The following is an 18091-nucleotide window of genomic DNA, read 5'->3' as shown; positions in this document are numbered from 1 at the left end:
CATTGTTGATGAAAGCTTCTGTGCTGATGCTCCTCGGCCTCACTGTCGCCATGACCTTTCAGGCTCAGGCTTCCAGCCCCGACGCCTGGGCCGCCTACGACAAAAAAGTGCTCGCCAGTTGCCTGAAGGCCAGCGGCCTTAAAGACCCCGAACCCGTCGGCACCGCCGCGCAATTCGACGATCGGGTGGGCTACACCGCTGTGTTGCTGCAAGGCCAATACCCACAGAAACACATGAAAGGCGCAACCGGCACCGAGTTGTGCCTCTACCGTAAGAAAACCAGGACCGCCTTCGTCACCGAATGGGACTCGATCCGCTCGACCGATGCCCCTCGATGAATGGCGCATAACTTGCTTCGCAGGGCTTATCGCGGCGTTTTTCCGGCGCTGCTTTCAGCCTATTGCCTTCGGTCGATCAATGAACACAACGTTTTCCTGTGTAGGGTGCGGCAAATGCTGCACCGATCACCACGTCCCCCTGACCCTCGACGAGGCCCGGATGTGGGCGGACGACGGCGGCCAGGTGATTGTCCTGGTGGAAGCCTTCCTGCCCAATGGCCTCGGCCTGCCGGCAGGGCAACGCGAGCATGCAGAACGACGCTCGGCGGTGGTCCGTAGCGGCACGAGCGACGCGCTGGTGGCGATCACGTTCGCCGCTTATAACGTGGGTCGTTGCCATAATCTGGACGACGAAAACCTGTGCCGCATCTATGAGCGCAGACCCTTGGTGTGCCGCATCTATCCCATGGAAATCAACCCACACATCCCGCTCAATACCGCCGCCAAGGATTGCCCACCGGAGTCGTGGGGAACGGGGCCGCAGTTGATACTTGGCGGTGAATTGGTGGACCAGGAACTGGCCCGGTTGATCGAGCGTTCACGCCAGGCCGATCGTGAGGAAATCGCGATCAAGGAACGCATCTGCATGTCCCTGGGTATCCACACGACGGCGTTGAAGGGCGACGGATTCACGGCCTACCTGCCGAACATGGCTGCGTTTGCCGCCGCCATCGATCAAGCCCGCTCTCGGCCGTTGGACCAAGCGCCTGGCGAATGGCAGTTCCACCTGTCCGGCGAGGATGTGGCCAACCAGGTCTCGGCCAGCGGCGCGCGGGTGGTCACTGAAGCACCGGTCACCTACGCGTTCATTTCCCTGCGAGCCGCCTGAGTCTGTAAAGATCCCCCAGAGGACTGGCGGCGCTGCGATTACACTCTCCCCTCTCGCCTAACCCGCGCCATGAATGTTAGCGTGCTTGGTATTCCCTGCAGATGAGCCTTGCACGATGAAAAAAACCGTACTTGCCTTCAGCCGTATCACGCCCCCCATGATCGAACGCCTGCGCCAGGACTTCGACGTGATCGTCCCCAACCCGTCGAACGGCGACATCAACGCGCAGTTCAACGAAGCCTTGCCTCACGTCCACGGGCTGATCGGTGTCGGTCGCAAGCTCGGCCGCGAGCAACTGCAGAGCGCCACGAACCTGCAAGTGGTCTCCAGCGTGTCGGTGGGCTACGACAACTATGACCTGGCCTACTTCAATGAACGTGGGATCATGCTCACCAACACCCCCGACGTACTCACCGAAAGTACCGCCGACCTGGCCTTCGCCCTGCTGATGAGCAGCGCCCGGCGCGTGGCAGAGCTGGACGCCTGGACCAAGGCTGGCCAATGGCAGGCGACAGTCGGCCCGCAACTGTTCGGCAGCGATGTACATGGCAAGACCCTGGGTATCGTCGGCATGGGCAATATCGGCGCGGCCATTGCCCGGCGTGGCCGACTTGGATTCAACATGCCAATCCTCTACAGCGGCAACAGTCGCAAGACTGAACTGGAAAACCAACTGGGCGCACAGTTTCGAGAATTGGATCAGTTGCTGGCCGAAGCGGACTTCGTCTGCCTCGTCGTACCGTTGAGCGAGAAGACCCGCCACCTGATCGGCCAGCGTGAACTGGGCCTGATGAAACCGAGCGCCATCCTGGTCAACATTTCCCGGGGCCCTGTGGTCGACGAACCCGCGTTGATCGAAGCGTTGCAGAACAACCGCATCCGCGGTGCCGGGCTGGATGTCTACGAGAAAGAGCCATTGGCCGAATCGCCGCTATTCCAGCTGAAAAACGCCGTGACCTTGCCCCACATTGGCTCGGCGACTCACGAAACCCGTGAGGCCATGGCCAATCTGGCTGTGGATAACTTGCGCAGTGCCTTGTTGGGCGAGCGACCAAAGAACCTGGTCAACCCGCAAGTCTGGAAGTAAACCTTCCGCAAAAGTCCCCGGCGGAACACACCGTGGCGAGGGAGCTTGCTCCCGCTGGGTTGCGAAGCAACCCCAAGGTCTGTCTACCACCGCAAAGCGTCAGATAAACCGCAGGGGGCTGCTGCGCAGCCCAGCGGGAGCAAGCTCCCTCGCCACGGGGTTATCGCCAGGCGTTCTGTCTCAGCGGGCACCCAGCGCGACATTCGTCGCCACCGGCCGCGGCTTGCGGAACACCAGCACGTTCCCCAGCATCACCAGGACCAACCCGACCAGCGCCGGCGCGGTCCACTGATACCCTTCGGCAAACGCCGAGACATTCAACGCCACCACCGGGAACAACACGGTGCAATACGCCGCTCGCTCCGGGCCCATGCGTCCCACCAGCGTCAGATAGGCCGTAAAGCCGATCACCGAACCTGGGATCACCAAGTACAACAGCGAGCCGATGTAGCGCGTGTTCCATTCCATGTCGAACGGAATGCCTTTGAACGCACACCACACCGCCAGCATCGCCGCGCCATAGGCCATGCCCCAGGCGTTGGTGGTCAACGGCTTGAGGCCCGCCTTCTGCTGCAGGCTCGACAGCATGTTGCCCGCCGAAAAACACAACGTCCCCAGCAGCGCCAGTGCCAAACCGAGCACCGTTTGCGGGCTTGCGCTGTGGCCGGCCAGTTCCGGCCAGAACAGCAAGGCCAGCCCCGAAAGCCCCAGGCCGCCCCCCAACAGCACGTTACGGGCAATCCGCTGACCGAAGAACACGCGGGCATTGAGGGCGTTCCAGAGCGTGGCGGTGGAAAACACCACAGCGACCAACCCGCTGGGAATCCACTGGCTGGCAGTCAGGAAGCACATGAAATTAATGCAGAACAGACACAGGCCCTGGGCAACGCAAATCAAATGGCCGCGCCGATTCATCACCTGCAAGCGCCGGCTGAGCAAGAGCATCGCAAACAGGATCAGGGCTGCAAGGCCGAAGCGATAGACAATCGACACGGGAATGGCGACGACGCCCAACTGCAATTTCAGGGCAATCCAGGTGGTGCCCCAGATGAGCACGGTAAGCAGGTACAACGAGAGGTTCATGGTGACGGCTCCTGACAATGACGCTCAGTGTCCCGCTGCCATTGACCCGGCGCTTGCGTAAACTTGCGGTTTTGTCGGCTGACAGGCTGGCACGGATCGACCGACAGAGTAGGATGCAAGCGTTGGAGAACCGATCATGTCCACACTGCAAACCCTACAAGTCTTTCAAGCCCTCAACAGCTCACCCAATGCTCGCCTGGAGCACAGCGCCGAGCTCGGAGACGGCATGGCGGCCGCTTTGTGGAGCAACCACCACGACGCCCGGGACTACGAGGCGCCAACGCACCATACGCTGTCGTGCTACATCGCTGGCGGCACCGGTACGTTTCGCCGCGAGCGGCCCGACACCACGGGGGCACCGGACAAACTCTGCATCCTGCCGGCCGGGCATGAATCGGCCTGGGTCATCAACGGCGACATTCGCCTCGCCCATCTGTATTTCAGCGCTGAACAATTCGCCCTTGGGTGCATCACGCTACTGGACCGCGAACCGCGGCAGGTGCAATTGCACGAGGAGACATTCCTCGACGACCCGCGACAGGCGCATCGCTTTCGCCAGTTGATCGCGCTGAACTGGGACGAACCCGGGGAACGCCTGTTGACCACCAGCCTGGCCCATGACCTGCTCAACCACTTGCTGCTCAGCCAGGTCGGCCAGCGCCAGGGACTTCGCCTCAAAGGCGGCCTGGCCGCTCATCAGCGGCGGTTGCTGGTGGATTACGTCGACAGCCACTTGGCCGATGCCATCAGCCTCGGCCAATTGGCGGCGTTGTGTGCGTTGTCCGAATACCACTTCGCGCGAATGTTCCGCGAAAGCTTCGGGCTGCCTCCTCATCAATATGTGCTGGCCAGACGCTTGACCTGCGCGCGGCATTTGCTGCGCACCACCTCACAACCACTGGGCGACGTGGCGCTGGCCTGCGGATTTGCCAGCGCCAGCCACTTCACCAATCGTTTTCGCCAGACCTTGGGGGCAAGCCCCGGGGAATATCGACAGGCATTCTTGCGCTAGGCACCACCGCGCTCCGGTCAAATGAAACAACCAGGCACTGATCCCGATTGCCGTAGCTACTGCCGCGCCCCTACAATGCGAACAATTCTTGTTCTCTAGCACAGCTCAGCGCTGTCGGGATGTTCCTCGTTGCCGCCTGCACACACCGTCGAAGTGCTCTACAACGCCCATCACAGTTGGCTCAACAGCTGGTTGCGAAGAAAACTCGGCTGCCCCGACAGTGCCGCCGACCTGACGCAGGACACGTTCATGCGCGTACTGACGACGCGCGATCCGCAGCCTATCCTGGAACCCCGCGCGTTCCTTACGACTATTGCCAAGCGCGTACTGTTCAACCATTACCGCCGCCAGGACCTGGAGCGCGCCTACCTCGACACCCTCGCCCAACTGCCGGAGCAGGTGGCGCCGTCGGAGGAAGAACGGGCAATCATCCTGCAAACCCTGACGGAACTGGATCAACTGCTCGATGGGTTGCCGCGAGCGGTCAAGCAGGCGTTTCTGCTGGCCCAGGTCGATGGCCTGACCTACAACGAAATCGCCCGTGAACTGGGGATTTCCCTGGCAACGGTCAAGCGCCATCTGAACAAGGCAGCGATGCGCTGCTACTTTGCTTTATGACCCCGTCGATCAATGGCGCACCTGACGTCAGCACCCAAGTCGCCGAGCAGGCCGTGCACTGGCTCCTGGAAATACAGCAAGGTCCACTCGACACCCGCCAGCAGCAAGCCTGGGAGCAATGGCTCGATGCCCATAGCGAACATCGCCGCGCCTGGGAACATATCCAACGGGTCAATCAACGGCTGCGTAGCGTATCCCCTGCGTTAGCCCATGCGGCCCTCAATGCACCGAAGTCCGCCATGCGGCGGCGGGCACTCAAGACGTTGCTGGTACTGGGGGCCGGCTCAACGTTGGCCTGGGGCCTGCGTGAGCGCCAATGGCTGCCACCCTTGATGGCCGATTTCCGCAGCCCGGTGGGCGAACGGCGTCGCCTGATGCTGGATGACGGCAGCCAGTTGCAGCTCAACAGCGGCAGCGCGGTCGACGTTCGCTTCGACGCTCAGCGTCGCTTGATCCGCCTGCTGGAGGGTGAACTGTTGTTGACTGCGGCCCGGGACCCCAGGCCCCTGTACGTACTGACCGCCCATGGCCGGCTGGAAAGCCGCAACGCCCGGTTCAACGTACGTGAATATCCGGAACACACCCAAGTGGCGGTGTTTGACGGCGAGGTGGACATTCGCAGCCGAAACGGCCCGTCTTCGTTGCTGGGCACATCACGGCAACTGAGCCTTGGCATCAACGGCGCCGGGCCCGCCACGGCGCTGGATGCCAACAGCGGTGCCTGGACGGAAGGCATGCTGATAGCTGCGCACATGCGCCTGGCGGACTTTCTCGACGAACTCGGCCGGTATCGCCGCGGCCAATTGCGCTGCGACGAGGCGGTCGCCAACCTGTTGATCTCCGGAACTTATCCGCTGGACAACAGCGAACGAATCCTCGATCTGCTGGAGGTCAGCCTGCCGGTAAACGTACGCCGCTTTACTCGCTATTGGGTCTCGGTCGAGGCTCGCGCTTGAACCATGATCGTCTTGCCAGAAAAAAACACGCAACCGTGAGCCGTTTTCCCGGACTCGGGTGACAGAGAAGGAAAGCCACTTCGATACAACCTTCTCGGGATCCTCATCCATGCCGCAGCAACCTACCCGCCTCACCCCGCTCGCCCGTACCGTGCGTCAATGGCTCCTGGGGGCCAGCTTGAGTTTCGTCGCACTGCCTTGCGTACAGGCTGCAGATGCCAAGGCCTATCACATCGCGCCGTCGTCACTGGAAAATGCCCTCAATCAGTTCGGGCGGGAGGCCGGGGTGTTGATTTCCTTCGGCTCGCAGACGACCGCTGGTCTGCAGAGTCGTGGCCTGGAAGGCAGCTACAGCCCAGAGCAAGGGCTCAGTGCGCTGCTCGAAGGCACAGGCCTGCAAGCCCGGCCCGAGGGAGATAATGCCTTCAGCCTGCAGCCGGCCACCACCACCGCGCTGGACATCGGCACCACCACCGTGGTCGGAGACTGGCTCGGCGACGCCGCGCAGGCCAATGTCTTCGAACACCCCGGCGCCCGTGACGTTATCCGCCGTGAAACGTTCGAACGCCAGGGTGCGACGCAGGCGCGGGATGTGCTCAATCGCATTCCCGGCGTCAATGCACCGGAAAACAATGGCACTGGTAGCCATGACATGGCGCTGAACTTCGGTATTCGCGGGCTCAACCCTCGCCTGGCTTCACGCTCCACGGTGCTGATGGACGGCATCCCGGTGCCTTTCGCACCTTACGGCCAACCGCAGCTATCGTTCGCGCCGGTCAGCATGGGTAACATGGACGCGGTAGATGTCGTGCGCGGCGGCGGCGCAGTGCGCTACGGCCCGCAAAACGTCGGCGGCGTGGTCAACTTCGTGACGCGGGCGATTCCCGATGCACCCACGGTAAAAGGGGGCTTGCAGACCGAGACGAGCCCGTCCTCCAGCCATGACGGCTTCAAGACCTCCTCCAATCTGCTGGCCGGCGGCACCGCCGACAACGGCTTGGGCGGTGCCCTGCTGTATTCCGGCACCCGCGGCGGCGACTGGCGCGAACACAGCGACACACAAATCGATGACCTGATCCTCAAGGGCAACTACCAGTTGGACGAGGCCAACAGTTTCAATGCCATGGCCCAGTATTACGAAGGCGAGGCCGACATGCCCGGCGGCCTGAATGTGGCCGACTACAATGCCGACCCCTATCAATCCACGCGTCCGAACGACCGTTTCTGGGGCCGTCGCACCCTGGTCAATGTCGGCTACCGCTACCAACAGGACCGCCGGGAATTCACCGCCAGCACGTTCTTCACCAAGACCTTGCGCAGCGGCTACCTGGACCAAGGCACCTTCCTGTCCCTGTCACCCCGTGAATATTGGGTACGCGGCCTGGAAACCCGTTTCGCCCAGGGTTTCGACCTCGGCCCGACCAGCCACGAGGTTGGCATCGGCTATCGCTACATCAACGAGGCCGGCCACGAACTGCGATACCGCACGCCGATCGCCAGCAACGAATTGCCGACAACCTCCAGCCGCAACGACCGTGATACGCGCGGGGGCACCGAGGCCAATGCATTTTTCATCGATGACCGGATCGACATCGGAAAATGGACCATCACGCCGGGTGTTCGCTACGAAATGATCGAATCCCAGCAGACCAACAACCTGACGAATGTGAAGTACAAGGGCGACTACAACACGGCCTTGCCGGCATTGAACGTGCTGTATCACCTGACCGATGAGTGGAATCTGTATGCCAACACCGAAGGCTCGTTCGGCAGTGTGCAGTACAGCCAGATGCCCAACCGTGTCAGCAGCGGCGAAGTGAAACCGGAAAAGGCCCGCACCTGGGAGCTTGGCACCCGCTATGACGATGGCAACCTGCGGGCGGAGATCGGCGCGTTCCTGATCAACTTCGACAACCAGTATGAAAGCAATCAGACCAACGATTCGGTGATCGCCCGAGGCGAGACTCGCCACCAAGGCATCGAAACCAGCATCAACTACGCCCTTGATGTCCTGAGCCCTGCACTGGCCGGTTTCGACGTGTATGCCACGTATGCCTTCGTCGATGCCACCATTCGTGAAGACGGACCGAACAAAGGCAACCGCGTGCCATTCTCTTCGAAGCACAAAGGCACACTGGGCGTGGGTTATACAGACGGGCCGTGGAAGCTGAACCTGGACAGCACCTATCAGAGCGCGCAGTTTGCCGACAACGCCAACACCCGGGCTGAAAGCGCCGACGGCAGTACCGGCAATATCCCCGGCTACATGCTGTTCAGCAGCCGCGCTGCCTATGATTTCGGCCCGCAACTGTCGGACCTGAACGTGGCGGTGGGCGTGAAGAACATCTTCAATACCCAATACTTCACCCGCTCGTTCGACGACAACAACCGAGGCAAGTACGTGGGGGAACCGCGCACGGTGTATGTGCAGACGTCCGTGGCGTTTTGATTCGGGGCTACGGTGAACCGCTGAAACAAGACGGGCCTGCGATTGCAGGCCCGTTTTTCGGTACGTGAAGTGAACGAGGTTTCAGCCGTGAAGCGCGGCGCGTTCGTTTTCCAGGAATTCCTCTTCCAGCATCGCATCGGCCAAGGCTACGGATTCACTCGGCTTCTCAACGGCGGCGCGCTTGCCGCGCAGTTTGCCGAACAAATGCTCCAGGGCATTTTCAAGTTTGGCGGCCGCGCCTTCGATCGCCAGTTCCAGCGATTCGGCCTTGTGCGTCACGGAAATCGGCTGATGGCCCTTCGGCCGTGCTTCAAGCTGGCAACGCAGGTCATGGGGACCCGGCTTGTCGCCGTTCTCGTCCCGCAAATGAACCTCGACCCGTGTCAGGTCCTCTTCATAACGTTCGAGCGTGCTTTCGATGGTAGTACGTACCCACTCCTCCAGTCGGATGCTGCTTTGAATATGGTTATCGCTATTGACTTGGATTTGCATAGTTCATCCCTTATTTCAGCTAGCTCGCCGGGGGCCGTCGACGTTGATGCAACGGCCCCTTGAATACAGAGTCGGGCTGGCGGAAGAACAATTCAACCCTAAAAAAAGATAAATATTCATACGCAAATAAAGCCAGACAACAGGCAAAAGCGCTGTTAATGTCGGGAGTTGCCCCGCCCTGCCTACCCACCGTAAATCGCCTCCCCACCTGCACCGTCAGCGAACATCCGCGCGTTATTGCCCCGAAACGGGCAGCGACCACAGCCGCATTCCAGAGCGTTCGGCGCCCAGGCTCCGTGATCATTGTCCGACAGTTTTTCCGGCATGCCACTTGCTAACTCCCTGTAGGAGCTGTCGCAGGCTGCGATCTTTTGATCCTGAGGCCTGCCTGGCCCCTGGAATCTTGAGCTGAACACGATCATGGAATGGCCGGTGGTCCGGCGTTGCGAACTAATCCCGATCATGGCCGGTCAACAACTGCACGTTCAATCAGGCGGTGACGCATCATGGACAACCCTTTTCAGATCATTACCGACGCCTTTGCGCCGCATTATCAAATCAACCTGAGCATTCAGGGCCTGGACGGCAGCATCATGCTGACCCTGTCCAAGAGCGGGCGCATCGTCGCCAAACGCATGATCAGCGCCCTGCAGCGCAACGACCCGGAGCGCCTCAAGCGCCTGGTGCAAAGCATTCAGTTCGGCATCGCCATTGAGCAGGGCCACAGCGCCGTGGCCATCCTCGAAGCCATGACCGGCGGTGACAGCATCAAGCTGCCACCACCGCACGCACAGGGGCCGGCGCCCTCTGCCGCCGGGATCTAGATTTCTCCTTTCTCCACCTCGGCATGTTCGCTGGAACCCGCGCCGACCTTGCGGTGCGGGTGCTCGATCTTCACCGAGGGGAACTGCGACGAAGCGTAGCGCACCACCAGGATCGCAAACGCCAGCAGCAGGATGCCACCGCACAAGTAGATGATCCCCAGGTCTGGCGGGCTGTGATGGGAAACGTTGGAAATCAGCAGCCGCGTCAGCGCCGTGATCGCCACGTAGATCAAAAACCGCACCGGCATGTGGTTGGTCTTGAAGTAGATCCCGACCATCGCCCCCAATTCCAGGTAGATGAACAGCAGCAGGATGTCATCGATCTTGATGTGTCCTGCTTCGATCATCTGCAAGAATTCCATCACCGCCGCCCACGCGGTCACCGCACCAATGGCGAACAGGGCCAGGTAATGGAAGGTCTCGACGAACAGGTTCCCCAGGGACTCGGCCAGTTGATGGACGTTCTGGCGCAGGGTCTCGGCCCAGTTGATTTTCACGATGTAGTTTCCTTAGGTCGACTCGACCGGATGATGCGGGTTGGACGTGACGGTTGTTCTGCATGCAGAAAAAAGGCCAGCGACTGAAGGTGAGATGGCGATAGGCTGGTATCCGGCACTTTTGGGAGCTTCATTCGCCGTATCGCGAGCAAGCTCCCACACCAGCTTTGCTCCCACAAGCTTTGCCCTCACATGCCGAAACCGGTCTACATTAAAAAGCCACTATCCAAAGCAACAGGATTCGCTTATTCTTTTGCCTGTATATAAATACAGTAGTCACAAAGACAACCAATGTGAAGGCATGTGAGGTGGTGAATGGCCGTCGAAGTGGTATACCGCAGCAGCCGAGATCTGGAGCGCTTGTTCATGGATAAAGCCGAAGCTGACCGTCATGACAAAATGCTGGAACTCGCCGAATTACTGGCAGAAGTGTTGCAAAAAGCCGTTCCATCGCTGAGCGAGCAACAGGTCGAGGAAGCCGGGATCTACATGGCGAAGAATCGTGATGTGTTCGCCAAGGCGTTCAAGAGCCAGCCGGACGCCTTGTCCGAACTGCTCAATCCGTCGAACGAGTAACTAAAAAGATCGCAGCCTTCGGCAGCTCCCACAGGGAATACACCGTGCGGGAGCTGCCGAAGGCTGCGATCTTTCTAGTAATAACGGCGCGGATCCGAATCGATCAGGCTCGCCAGCTTGGTCAGGGCGAAACGCAGTTCGTCCTGGCTGGTGGGGGACATCAACACCAGCCGTACACAGCGAGTGGTGCCTGAGCGCTCAGCCTGGAACTGGGTGCCGCTGAGCACCAATACGCCGTTGGCCCGGGCGAGCATGGTGAACTCATCGCTGGTCCATGGCTCCGGCAGCGTCAACCAGACGTGATAGGAATATGGCTGGGTCTTGAGCTCGAAATTGGCAAAGATTTCCCGGGCGATCGCTTGTCGCCCCGCCGCCTCGTTGCGCTGGATGCGAATCAGTTTCTTGTCCAGGCCTTCGGTAATCACATTGCTGGCCAACTGCGCGGTCAATGGCGACGGCATCCAGACGCTGCTGCGCACCATCGAGGTCAGGCGCGACAGCAGTTTCGGCGGGCTGTAGATATAACCGACGCGAAGCGCCGGCATGACCGATTTCGACAGGCTGGTCAGGTACACCGAACGGTCCGGCGCAAAGGCCGACAGTGGCTTGATCGACGGATCGGTGGCCAGGAAGCCATAGATATCATCGTCCAGGATGATGAAGTCGAATTCCTCGGCAAGCGCGGCGATCTGGGCCCGACGCTTCTGCGACATGATCGCCGCCGTCGGATTCTGGCAGGTCGCCACGCAGACCAGCATCGCCGGCTTCTCTCGCAGACACAGTTCGCGCAACGCTTCGGGAATGATGCCTTCGTCATCCATTGGCACGCCACGCAGGCGACGCTCAAGACCGTGGGCCAGGGAAATGATGCCCGGGTAGCAAAGCGCTTCGCAGAGCACTAGGTCACCGGCGTTGGTCAGGGCGCTCATCGCCACCATCAAGCCATGCTGGGCCCCTGCCGTAATCACCACTTGCTGCCATTGCGCGTCGGGCAATGAATGACGCAACCATTGCGCCCCCGCCTCGCGATGCGCCGGGTGACCGCCATCCGGCGCGTAATCCAGTGCGCGAGCGAAATCGGTGCTCTTGGCCATGCCCACCAGGGCGCCACGCAACCAGTACTCCAGGGTTTCGCTGTAGGGCTTGATGATCGAAAGATCGAGCAGCTCGGATTGCCCCAGGTTCAGCGGCGCGGCGGCACTGTTGCTGGCCGGCAGCTCCAGCTGCTTCTGGTTGAGCACGTAAGTGCCACGCCCCACCTCCCCCTGCACCAACCGACGCCGATGGGCCTCGCTATAGGCCCGACTGATGGTGCCCGGCGTGACATTCAAGGTGGTGGCCAACTCCCGCAAGGTCGGCAGGCGATCGCCCTCGTTCAGCACGCCGTTGTTGATATCGCGCGCCAACGCATCGGCAATCGACAAATACATCGGTTGGCTGAACTCGCTTAGCTGGGGAACCCACATGAATGATCACTGCCCATCGTAGAAATGATGAATATCCGAGCATATCACATGGAGGTTAGGCAACTAATAATTCGACACAATCGACACATTGAATCGATTGATACGATTATTGAATCGTTTTTCAATGCGACATGAAGAAAAATTTATTAGAAATAATATTATTTAAAATCAAATAGTTAACTCATAAAAATCGCAAAAATAGCCTGTCATGGCAGAAAAATATCTCGTAACAATCCCGCCCCCTATTGAATCAACTCAATTCATTCAAATACACTGATCTCGAATCGAAGCAATCGACTCAATCATTCACTGCGCGCTCCTGTCGCGCCAAGTCGAGACATCATGGACACATTCAGAAAGGATCTATCTCTGTCGGCGATCATCGCGGGCTTCATCGCCGTGATCATTTCCTACGCAGGCCCACTTATCATCGTGTTCCAGGCAGCCAAGGAAGCGCACCTGCCCAATGACGTGGTGTCTTCATGGATCTGGGCCATTTCCATTGGCAGCGGGATTACCGGCTTGTTCCTGAGCTGGCGCCTGCGTGTTCCGGTCATTACCGCTTGGTCGACACCGGGTGCAGCGTTACTGGTGTCGATGCTGCCCACCGTGACCCTGCCCCAGGCCATCGGTGCCTATGTGGTGGCGTCGATGATCATCGCGTTGGTCGGCCTGTCCGGTGCGTTCGACAAACTGATGAGCCGCCTGCCCAAGGCCATTGCCGCCGCCATGCTCGCCGGGATCCTGTTCCGCTTCGGCGCCGAGCTGTTTACGTCGATCAAACTGCAGCCGGCGCTGGTGTTGGCGATGATCGCGGCGTACCTGATCTTCAAGCGCTTTTCGCCACGCTACGCGATCCTGTCGGTGCTGATCGTCGGTTGCGCGGTGGCCGCCTCGTTCGGCGAACTCAACAGCACCTCGATCACCATCGCCGTGGCCCAACCGGTCTTCATCGCCCCTGAATGGAACTGGCATGCAATCATCAACATCGGCCTGCCACTGGCGCTGGTGACCTTGACCGGCCAGTACGTGCCAGGCATGGCGGTATTGCGCACCTCGGGCTACAACACGCCAGCACGCTCGATCATTTCGGTCACCGCGATTGGCTCGATCCTGATGGCCCCGTTCGGTTCCCACGGTTTGAACCTGGCGGCCATTACCGCAGCGATCTGCACCGGCCGCGAAGCCCACGAAGACCGCGACAAACGCTACATGGCCGGGATCGCCTGCGGGGTGTTCTACATTCTGATGGGGACCTTTGGCGCCACCCTGGCCTCGGTGTTCTCCGCACTGCCAAAAGAATTGATCGCTTCCCTCGCCGGTCTCGCCTTGTTCGGCGCGATCAGTGCCGGGCTGACCGGCGCCATGGCTGACGAGAAACAACGCGAAGCGGCACTGATCACCTTCCTGGTAACGGCTTCGGGCATGAGTTTCCTCGGCCTGGCCGCCGCGTTCTGGGGCTTGATCTTCGGCCTCGTGGCGCACTTCGTGCTGACCTACACCCGCGAACGCAAAGCCGCCGTTATTGCCGAGGGCAGCCGACCATGACCACTCGTTACGACTTCATTGTGGTGGGTGGCGGCATCGCCGGCGTGTCTGCCGCTTATGAGTTGGCAGCCCATGGCAGCGTCTGCCTGCTCGAACAGGAACAGCAACTGGCCTATCACACCACGGGGCGTTCAGCCGCGATCTCGATGGAAAGCTACGGCAACCAACAGATCCGCTCACTGACCTGCGCATCCCGGCGCTTTTTCGAGAACCCGCCCGAGGGCCTGGCCGAGCATCCGCTATGGTCGCCCCGGGGCGCGCTGATCGTGGCCCAGGCGGCACGGGTGGACAAACTCAAAGCGCGTTTCAGCGCCGTCCTGGGGCAAGTGCCCACGGCCGAGCTGCTCGACGACAAGCAAGTGCAGGAGCTGGTCCCCTACCTCGCCGAAGGCGCCTGGAGCGCCGGGATCTACGAGCCCAGCGCCTTCGATCTGGATGTGCATGGCATCCACGGCGCCTACCTCGGTGGGCTGCGGGCCCGCGGCGGCGTGATCAAGCGCGAGACCGAAGTGCTGCGTGGCGAACATCGCGACGGGCACTGGCGCTTGCACACCCAGGACGGCCAGCAATTGCAAGCAGCCGTCGTGGTCAACGCCGCCGGTGCCTGGGCCGATGAATTCGCCGAGCGCTGCGGCGTGCCCAAGGTTGGTGTCCGACCATTGCGGCGCACCGTACTGGCGGTCGATCCACAGTGCGACGTGCACCACACGCCCTACCTGGGCACGGTCGACGAGGACATTTTCATCAAGCCTGAAGCCGGGCGGCTGATCGTCTCCCCCTGCGATGAAAGCCCTTCGTTGCCCTGCGACGCACTGCCGGAAGAGCTTGACCTGGCCATCACCATGGATCGCCTGCAAAACACCACGCGCCTGCGTCCGCGTTCGATCATCAACAAATGGGCGGGCCTGCGAACCTTCGTCGCCGACCGCTCGCCGGTGCTCGGCCAGGACCCACAGCAAGAGAGTTTTATCTGGCTCGCCGCCCTCGGTGGCTACGGCATCCAGGCTGCGCCCGCCATTGCACGCCTGTGCAGCCATGCGGCGCTGGGCATCGCCATGCCGGACGACCTGGCGGCGCTGCAGCTCAACTATCAGCATTTTTCCCCGGCCCGTTGCCGCGATGAGGAATTTTCCAGCCAGGCCGTCAAGCAGGTTGCCGATTTGCACTAACCCCCATCCCACTTAACAAGGAACGTCACTATGCAAACCACCGCTCAAATCCAGCCCGCCGCCAAACCTTTCCTGGGCGAAGAGAACGTCATTTTCACCGACAAGGCGCCATTGCCGCTGGGTACCTATTCCCAGGGCATCAAGGTCAGCCACGGGCAGACCATCTACCTGTCGGCACAGACCCCGGTCTCGGCGCTGAACAACGAAGTGCTGGCCAAGGATTTCGAAGGCCAACTGCGCCAGACCCTCGACAACCTGGTGCAAATGGCCGAAGCGGCAGGTGGCACCCTGGCGAACGTGGTCAAGGTCACGGCGTTCATCACTGACTTGAGTGAGTTCCCGACCCTCAACCGCGTCATGGAAGAGTACTTCACCAAGCCCTACCCGGCCCGCACCACCGCGGGCGCCAGTGCACTGGCACGCAACACCCTGGTTGCCATCGACGCCATCATGGTGATCTGAAACACCTTCTGTCAGCGGAGTGCCCGTCGGTCTGGTGAGCTGGACCGACGTTGGCAAGGAAAGCACCAGCACAGCGTACTTTCGGAGGGTGACATGAAAAATTCGTACAGAGAGTATGTATTGCAGTGCCTGGTTTGCGATCGAAGCTACCAGCCCCATGAGGTCAGCTATTACTGCCCTCATTGCAAAGTCGATGGTGCCCTGGACGCGCTTTACGATTACCCGGCACTCAAGCGCGAATGGTCCCGGGACAGCCTGGCCCATGACCACGCCCGTGGCATGTGGCGCTATGACCGCTTGATGCCGTTGAGCTCGACGCAGTTCATTCCACCGTTACTGGTGGGCAACACGCCGCTGTACTCGCGCCCGGAATTGCTCGGCAAGGGCGCCCGGATCAAAGTCTTCGTAAAAGACGAATCGCGGCAACCGACCGGGTCGTTGAAGGATCGCGCCAGCGCCCTGGCGGTGGCCCACGCCCTGCAATCCGGTGCACGCACCGTGGCAGTGGCCAGCACCGGCAATGCCGCTTCGGCATTGGCCGGGATGAGCGCCAGCCTGGGCTTGCACAACGTCATCTACCTGCCCAAGAGCGCGCCCCGCGAAAAGCTCGCGCAGATGCAGGGCTACGGCGCCGAGATCGTGCTGGTCGACGGGCAATATGACGAAGCCTTCGAACAATGTCTCAACGCCTGCCAAGAGCACGGCTGGTACAATCGCACCACCGGGATCAACTCGTACATGAGCGAAGGCAAGAAGACCGTCGCCTTCGAGATGTGCGAACAACTCAACTGGCAAGTGCCGGACCTGGTGTTCGTGCCCGTCGGCAACGGCTGCATCCTGGGCTCGGTCTACAAAGGCTTTTTCGACTTGCTGCAATTGGGCTGGATCGAACGCATCCCACGCCTGATCGGCGTGCAGGCCGAGCACAGCAACTTCATGTACCGCGCCTGGCGCAACGACCGCTCGATGCAGAAAACCGAGCGCCGCCCCCCCACCAGCCTGGCCAGCAGCATCAATGTGGCGCTGCCGCGTGATCGCCTCAAGGCCATGCGTGCGGTCACCGCCAGCGGCGGTGAGTTCATCTGTGTCAGTGATCCGAGCATTGTCGCCGCCGCCTCGAGATTGGCCGCCAGCACCGGCGTGTTTCCAGAAGCCGGCGCCGCCAGTGCCTTCGCCGGTCTGCTCAAGTACGCCGAAATACACCCCGACACACCGCAAACCGCCGTGATCCTGATCACCGGCAGCGGTTTGAAAGACACCTCCATTTTTCTATCCGACTCGACCAAAAGCCAGCCACGGGTGTTGCCGCATCACGTGACTGCGCCGCTGGCCGAGGCGCTTATCTAGGGAATCGCACCATGAGCCTGCAAAATTTCGACCCCACCCTTGCCCGCCTGATCGACCGCGAGCGCAACCGCCAGGAAACCCACCTGGAGCTGATCGCTTCGGAAAACTATGTCAGCGAGGAAGTGCTCCAGGCCCAGGGTTCCGTGCTCACCAACAAATACGCCGAAGGCTATCCGGGCAAGCGTTACTACGGCGGCTGCAAGGTCGTCGATGAAATCGAGAACCTGGCCATCGAACGCGCTCGCAAGCTGTTCAACTGCGAATACGTCAACGTGCAGCCGCACTCCGGCTCCCAAGCCAACCAGGCGGTTTTCCTGGCGGTACTTGAACCCGGCGATACCATCCTGGGCATGTCCCTGGCCCATGGCGGCCACCTGACCCACGGCGCCTCGGTGAATTTTTCCGGCAAGATCTACCGGGCATTTTCCTATGGCCTGGACACGGAAACCGAAACCCTCGACTACGAAGAAATGGAAGCCCTGGCCAGGGAACACCGGCCGAAGATGATCATCGCCGGGGCCTCGGCCTATTCGCGGACCATCGACTTCCAGCGCTTTCGCAAGATCTGCGATGAAATCGGTGCCTACCTGATGGTGGACATGGCGCACTACGCCGGCTTGATCGCCGCGGGCGTCTATCCGTCGCCGGTTGGCATCGCCGACTTCATCACCTCCACCACCCACAAGACCTTGCGCGGCCCGCGCGGCGGCCTGATTCTGGCCAAGGCGCAATATGGAGCCCTGCTCGACAAGACGATTTTCCCGGTGTACCAGGGCGGCCCGCTGATGCACGTCATCGCCGCCAAGGCCGTGGCGTTCAACGAAGCCTTGGGCGACGGGTTCAAGCATTACCAGCAGCGGGTGATCGACAACGCCCGCGTCATGGCCGACGTCCTGACCCGACGCGGCTTGCGGGTGGTGTCCGGCGGTACCGATTGCCACATGTTCCTGCTCGATCTGCGCTCGATGAACATAACCGGCAAAGACGCCGAAGCGTTGCTGGAAAGCGCCCATATCACCTTGAACAAAAACGCGATCCCCAACGATCCGCAGAAACCGGCCATCACCAGCGGCATTCGCATCGGCACGCCGGCGCTGACCACCCGTGGCTTTGGTGAAGCGGAATGTGCCGAAGTCGCGAACTTGATCGCCGACCTGCTGGAACAGCCGGACAACGCAGCACGCCTGGACAACACCCGGCGTCGAGTGATGCATTTGTGCGAATGCTTTCCGGTGTATCTGTTGAGGTAAGCCAACACCCGTCGGTTAAGCGCAATGCAATAGAGGCGAGCACAAACCGTGGCGAGGGAGCTTGCTCCCGCTGGGCTGCGAAGCGGCC

General features: G+C 60.8%; 18 protein-coding genes. 14 read left to right on the top strand and 4 right to left on the bottom strand.

Annotation, left to right across the window (positions count from 1 at the left end):
* Nucleotides 1-8 precede the first annotated feature (8 nt).
* From TK06_RS26510 to TK06_RS26500, 3 genes are all read left to right on the top strand, one after another.
* Nucleotides 9-338: a hypothetical protein gene (locus TK06_RS26510; RefSeq protein ID WP_063324458.1), complete on the top strand. Its 330-nt coding sequence runs from the start codon at nucleotides 9-11 to the stop codon at nucleotides 336-338.
* A gap of 79 nt (nucleotides 339-417) precedes the next feature.
* The gene (locus TK06_RS26505; RefSeq protein ID WP_063324457.1) at nucleotides 418-1167 is read left to right on the top strand and encodes a YkgJ family cysteine cluster protein; all 750 of its coding nucleotides are present in this window, start codon (nucleotides 418-420) and stop codon (nucleotides 1165-1167) included.
* A gap of 115 nt (nucleotides 1168-1282) precedes the next feature.
* Entirely contained in the window at nucleotides 1283-2254 is a 972-nt protein-coding gene (locus TK06_RS26500) for a 2-hydroxyacid dehydrogenase (protein WP_063324456.1), read from the top strand.
* Nucleotides 2255-2434: 180 nt separating this feature from the next.
* Here the strand turns inward: TK06_RS26500 and TK06_RS26495 are convergent, their stop codons facing one another.
* Nucleotides 2435-3337, bottom strand: a complete 903-nt coding sequence (locus TK06_RS26495) for a DMT family transporter (RefSeq protein ID WP_063324455.1) — start codon at nucleotides 3335-3337, stop codon at nucleotides 2435-2437.
* Nucleotides 3338-3473: 136 nt separating this feature from the next.
* On the opposite strand from TK06_RS26495, the gene TK06_RS26490 reads away from it, so the two are divergent.
* The 4 genes from TK06_RS26490 (at nucleotide 3474) to fecA (ending at nucleotide 8372) form a co-directional block, all read left to right on the top strand.
* A complete protein-coding gene (locus TK06_RS26490) occupies nucleotides 3474-4349 on the top strand; it encodes a helix-turn-helix domain-containing protein (RefSeq protein ID WP_063324454.1) in 876 nt (291 codons plus the stop codon).
* A gap of 129 nt (nucleotides 4350-4478) precedes the next feature.
* A complete protein-coding gene (locus TK06_RS26485) occupies nucleotides 4479-4967 on the top strand; it encodes a sigma-70 family RNA polymerase sigma factor (RefSeq protein ID WP_063324453.1) in 489 nt (162 codons plus the stop codon).
* Nucleotides 4964-5923: a FecR domain-containing protein gene (locus TK06_RS26480; protein ID WP_063324452.1), complete on the top strand. Its 960-nt coding sequence runs from the start codon at nucleotides 4964-4966 to the stop codon at nucleotides 5921-5923. Before TK06_RS26485 ends, TK06_RS26480 begins: the two co-directional genes overlap by 4 nt.
* A 109-nt stretch (nucleotides 5924-6032) precedes the next feature.
* Nucleotides 6033-8372 (top strand): TonB-dependent Fe(3+) dicitrate receptor FecA, encoded by a 2340-nt coding sequence (fecA, locus tag TK06_RS26475; RefSeq protein ID WP_063324451.1) that lies wholly within the window; start codon nucleotides 6033-6035, stop codon nucleotides 8370-8372.
* 81 nt (nucleotides 8373-8453) lie between these two features.
* On the opposite strand, the gene TK06_RS26470 is transcribed toward fecA, so the two are convergent.
* Nucleotides 8454-8864: an HPF/RaiA family ribosome-associated protein gene (locus tag TK06_RS26470; RefSeq protein WP_063324450.1), complete on the bottom strand. Its 411-nt coding sequence runs from the start codon at nucleotides 8862-8864 to the stop codon at nucleotides 8454-8456.
* A gap of 506 nt (nucleotides 8865-9370) precedes the next feature.
* Here TK06_RS26470 and TK06_RS26465 point away from each other — a divergent pair.
* Nucleotides 9371-9688: a DUF3509 domain-containing protein gene (locus TK06_RS26465; protein WP_063324449.1), complete on the top strand. Its 318-nt coding sequence runs from the start codon at nucleotides 9371-9373 to the stop codon at nucleotides 9686-9688.
* Here the strand turns inward: TK06_RS26465 and TK06_RS26460 are convergent.
* Nucleotides 9685-10185, bottom strand: coding sequence for a phosphate-starvation-inducible protein PsiE (locus TK06_RS26460; RefSeq protein ID WP_063324448.1), 501 nt, complete (start codon nucleotides 10183-10185; stop codon nucleotides 9685-9687). The two genes, TK06_RS26465 and TK06_RS26460, sit on opposite strands and share 4 nt — an antisense overlap.
* A gap of 315 nt (nucleotides 10186-10500) precedes the next feature.
* On the opposite strand from TK06_RS26460, the gene TK06_RS26455 reads away from it, so the two are divergent.
* Entirely contained in the window at nucleotides 10501-10761 is a 261-nt protein-coding gene (locus tag TK06_RS26455; RefSeq protein ID WP_063324447.1) for a YebG family protein, read from the top strand.
* A 74-nt stretch (nucleotides 10762-10835) separates the two neighbouring features.
* On the opposite strand, the gene TK06_RS26450 is transcribed toward TK06_RS26455, so the two are convergent.
* Nucleotides 10836-12227 (bottom strand): PLP-dependent aminotransferase family protein, encoded by a 1392-nt coding sequence (locus tag TK06_RS26450; RefSeq protein ID WP_058543599.1) that lies wholly within the window; start codon nucleotides 12225-12227, stop codon nucleotides 10836-10838.
* Between the two features lie 342 nt (nucleotides 12228-12569).
* Between TK06_RS26450 and TK06_RS26445 the strand changes: the two genes are divergently transcribed.
* The 5 genes from TK06_RS26445 (at nucleotide 12570) to glyA (ending at nucleotide 18003) form a co-directional block, all read left to right on the top strand.
* A complete protein-coding gene (locus TK06_RS26445; protein WP_063324446.1) occupies nucleotides 12570-13775 on the top strand; it encodes a benzoate/H(+) symporter BenE family transporter in 1206 nt (401 codons plus the stop codon).
* Nucleotides 13772-14944 (top strand): NAD(P)/FAD-dependent oxidoreductase, encoded by a 1173-nt coding sequence (locus tag TK06_RS26440; RefSeq protein WP_063324445.1) that lies wholly within the window; start codon nucleotides 13772-13774, stop codon nucleotides 14942-14944. Before TK06_RS26445 ends, TK06_RS26440 begins: the two co-directional genes overlap by 4 nt.
* A 30-nt stretch (nucleotides 14945-14974) precedes the next feature.
* Nucleotides 14975-15406, top strand: a complete 432-nt coding sequence (locus TK06_RS26435) for a Rid family detoxifying hydrolase (protein ID WP_003205417.1) — start codon at nucleotides 14975-14977, stop codon at nucleotides 15404-15406.
* Nucleotides 15407-15499: 93 nt separating this feature from the next.
* Nucleotides 15500-16753, top strand: a complete 1254-nt coding sequence (gene thrC, locus TK06_RS26430; RefSeq protein WP_063324444.1) for a threonine synthase — start codon at nucleotides 15500-15502, stop codon at nucleotides 16751-16753.
* Nucleotides 16754-16764: 11 nt separating this feature from the next.
* On the top strand, nucleotides 16765-18003 hold the full coding sequence (gene glyA, locus TK06_RS26425) for a serine hydroxymethyltransferase (RefSeq protein WP_063324443.1): 1239 nt from the start codon (nucleotides 16765-16767) through the stop codon (nucleotides 18001-18003).
* The last annotated feature ends 88 nt before the right edge of the window (nucleotides 18004-18091 follow it).

Source organism: Pseudomonas fluorescens (assembly GCF_001623525.1).
GTDB lineage: Bacteria > Pseudomonadota > Gammaproteobacteria > Pseudomonadales > Pseudomonadaceae > Aquipseudomonas > Aquipseudomonas fluorescens_Q.
Note: the sequence above shows the minus strand (reverse complement) of the source record. Positions and strands in the feature narration are given on the sequence as shown.

Bases quoted from the DNA above. Each gene is read 5' to 3' on its own strand.
- TK06_RS26510 (WP_063324458.1), top strand. From the start codon at position 9: ATGAAAGCTTCTGTGCTGATGCTCCTCGGCCTCACTGTCGCCATGACC.
- TK06_RS26505 (WP_063324457.1), top strand. From the start codon at position 418: ATGAACACAACGTTTTCCTGTGTAGGGTGCGGCAAATGCTGCACCGAT.
- TK06_RS26500 (WP_063324456.1), top strand. From the start codon at position 1,283: ATGAAAAAAACCGTACTTGCCTTCAGCCGTATCACGCCCCCCATGATC.
- TK06_RS26495 (WP_063324455.1), bottom strand. From the start codon at position 3,337: ATGAACCTCTCGTTGTACCTGCTTACCGTGCTCATCTGGGGCACCACC.
- TK06_RS26490 (WP_063324454.1), top strand. From the start codon at position 3,474: ATGTCCACACTGCAAACCCTACAAGTCTTTCAAGCCCTCAACAGCTCA.
- TK06_RS26480 (WP_063324452.1), top strand. From the start codon at position 4,964: ATGACCCCGTCGATCAATGGCGCACCTGACGTCAGCACCCAAGTCGCC.
- fecA (WP_063324451.1), top strand. From the start codon at position 6,033: ATGCCGCAGCAACCTACCCGCCTCACCCCGCTCGCCCGTACCGTGCGT.
- TK06_RS26470 (WP_063324450.1), bottom strand. From the start codon at position 8,864: ATGCAAATCCAAGTCAATAGCGATAACCATATTCAAAGCAGCATCCGA.
- TK06_RS26465 (WP_063324449.1), top strand. From the start codon at position 9,371: ATGGACAACCCTTTTCAGATCATTACCGACGCCTTTGCGCCGCATTAT.
- TK06_RS26455 (WP_063324447.1), top strand. From the start codon at position 10,501: ATGGCCGTCGAAGTGGTATACCGCAGCAGCCGAGATCTGGAGCGCTTG.
- TK06_RS26450 (WP_058543599.1), bottom strand. From the start codon at position 12,227: ATGTGGGTTCCCCAGCTAAGCGAGTTCAGCCAACCGATGTATTTGTCG.
- TK06_RS26445 (WP_063324446.1), top strand. From the start codon at position 12,570: ATGGACACATTCAGAAAGGATCTATCTCTGTCGGCGATCATCGCGGGC.
- TK06_RS26440 (WP_063324445.1), top strand. From the start codon at position 13,772: ATGACCACTCGTTACGACTTCATTGTGGTGGGTGGCGGCATCGCCGGC.
- TK06_RS26435 (WP_003205417.1), top strand. From the start codon at position 14,975: ATGCAAACCACCGCTCAAATCCAGCCCGCCGCCAAACCTTTCCTGGGC.
- thrC (WP_063324444.1), top strand. From the start codon at position 15,500: ATGAAAAATTCGTACAGAGAGTATGTATTGCAGTGCCTGGTTTGCGAT.
- glyA (WP_063324443.1), top strand. From the start codon at position 16,765: ATGAGCCTGCAAAATTTCGACCCCACCCTTGCCCGCCTGATCGACCGC.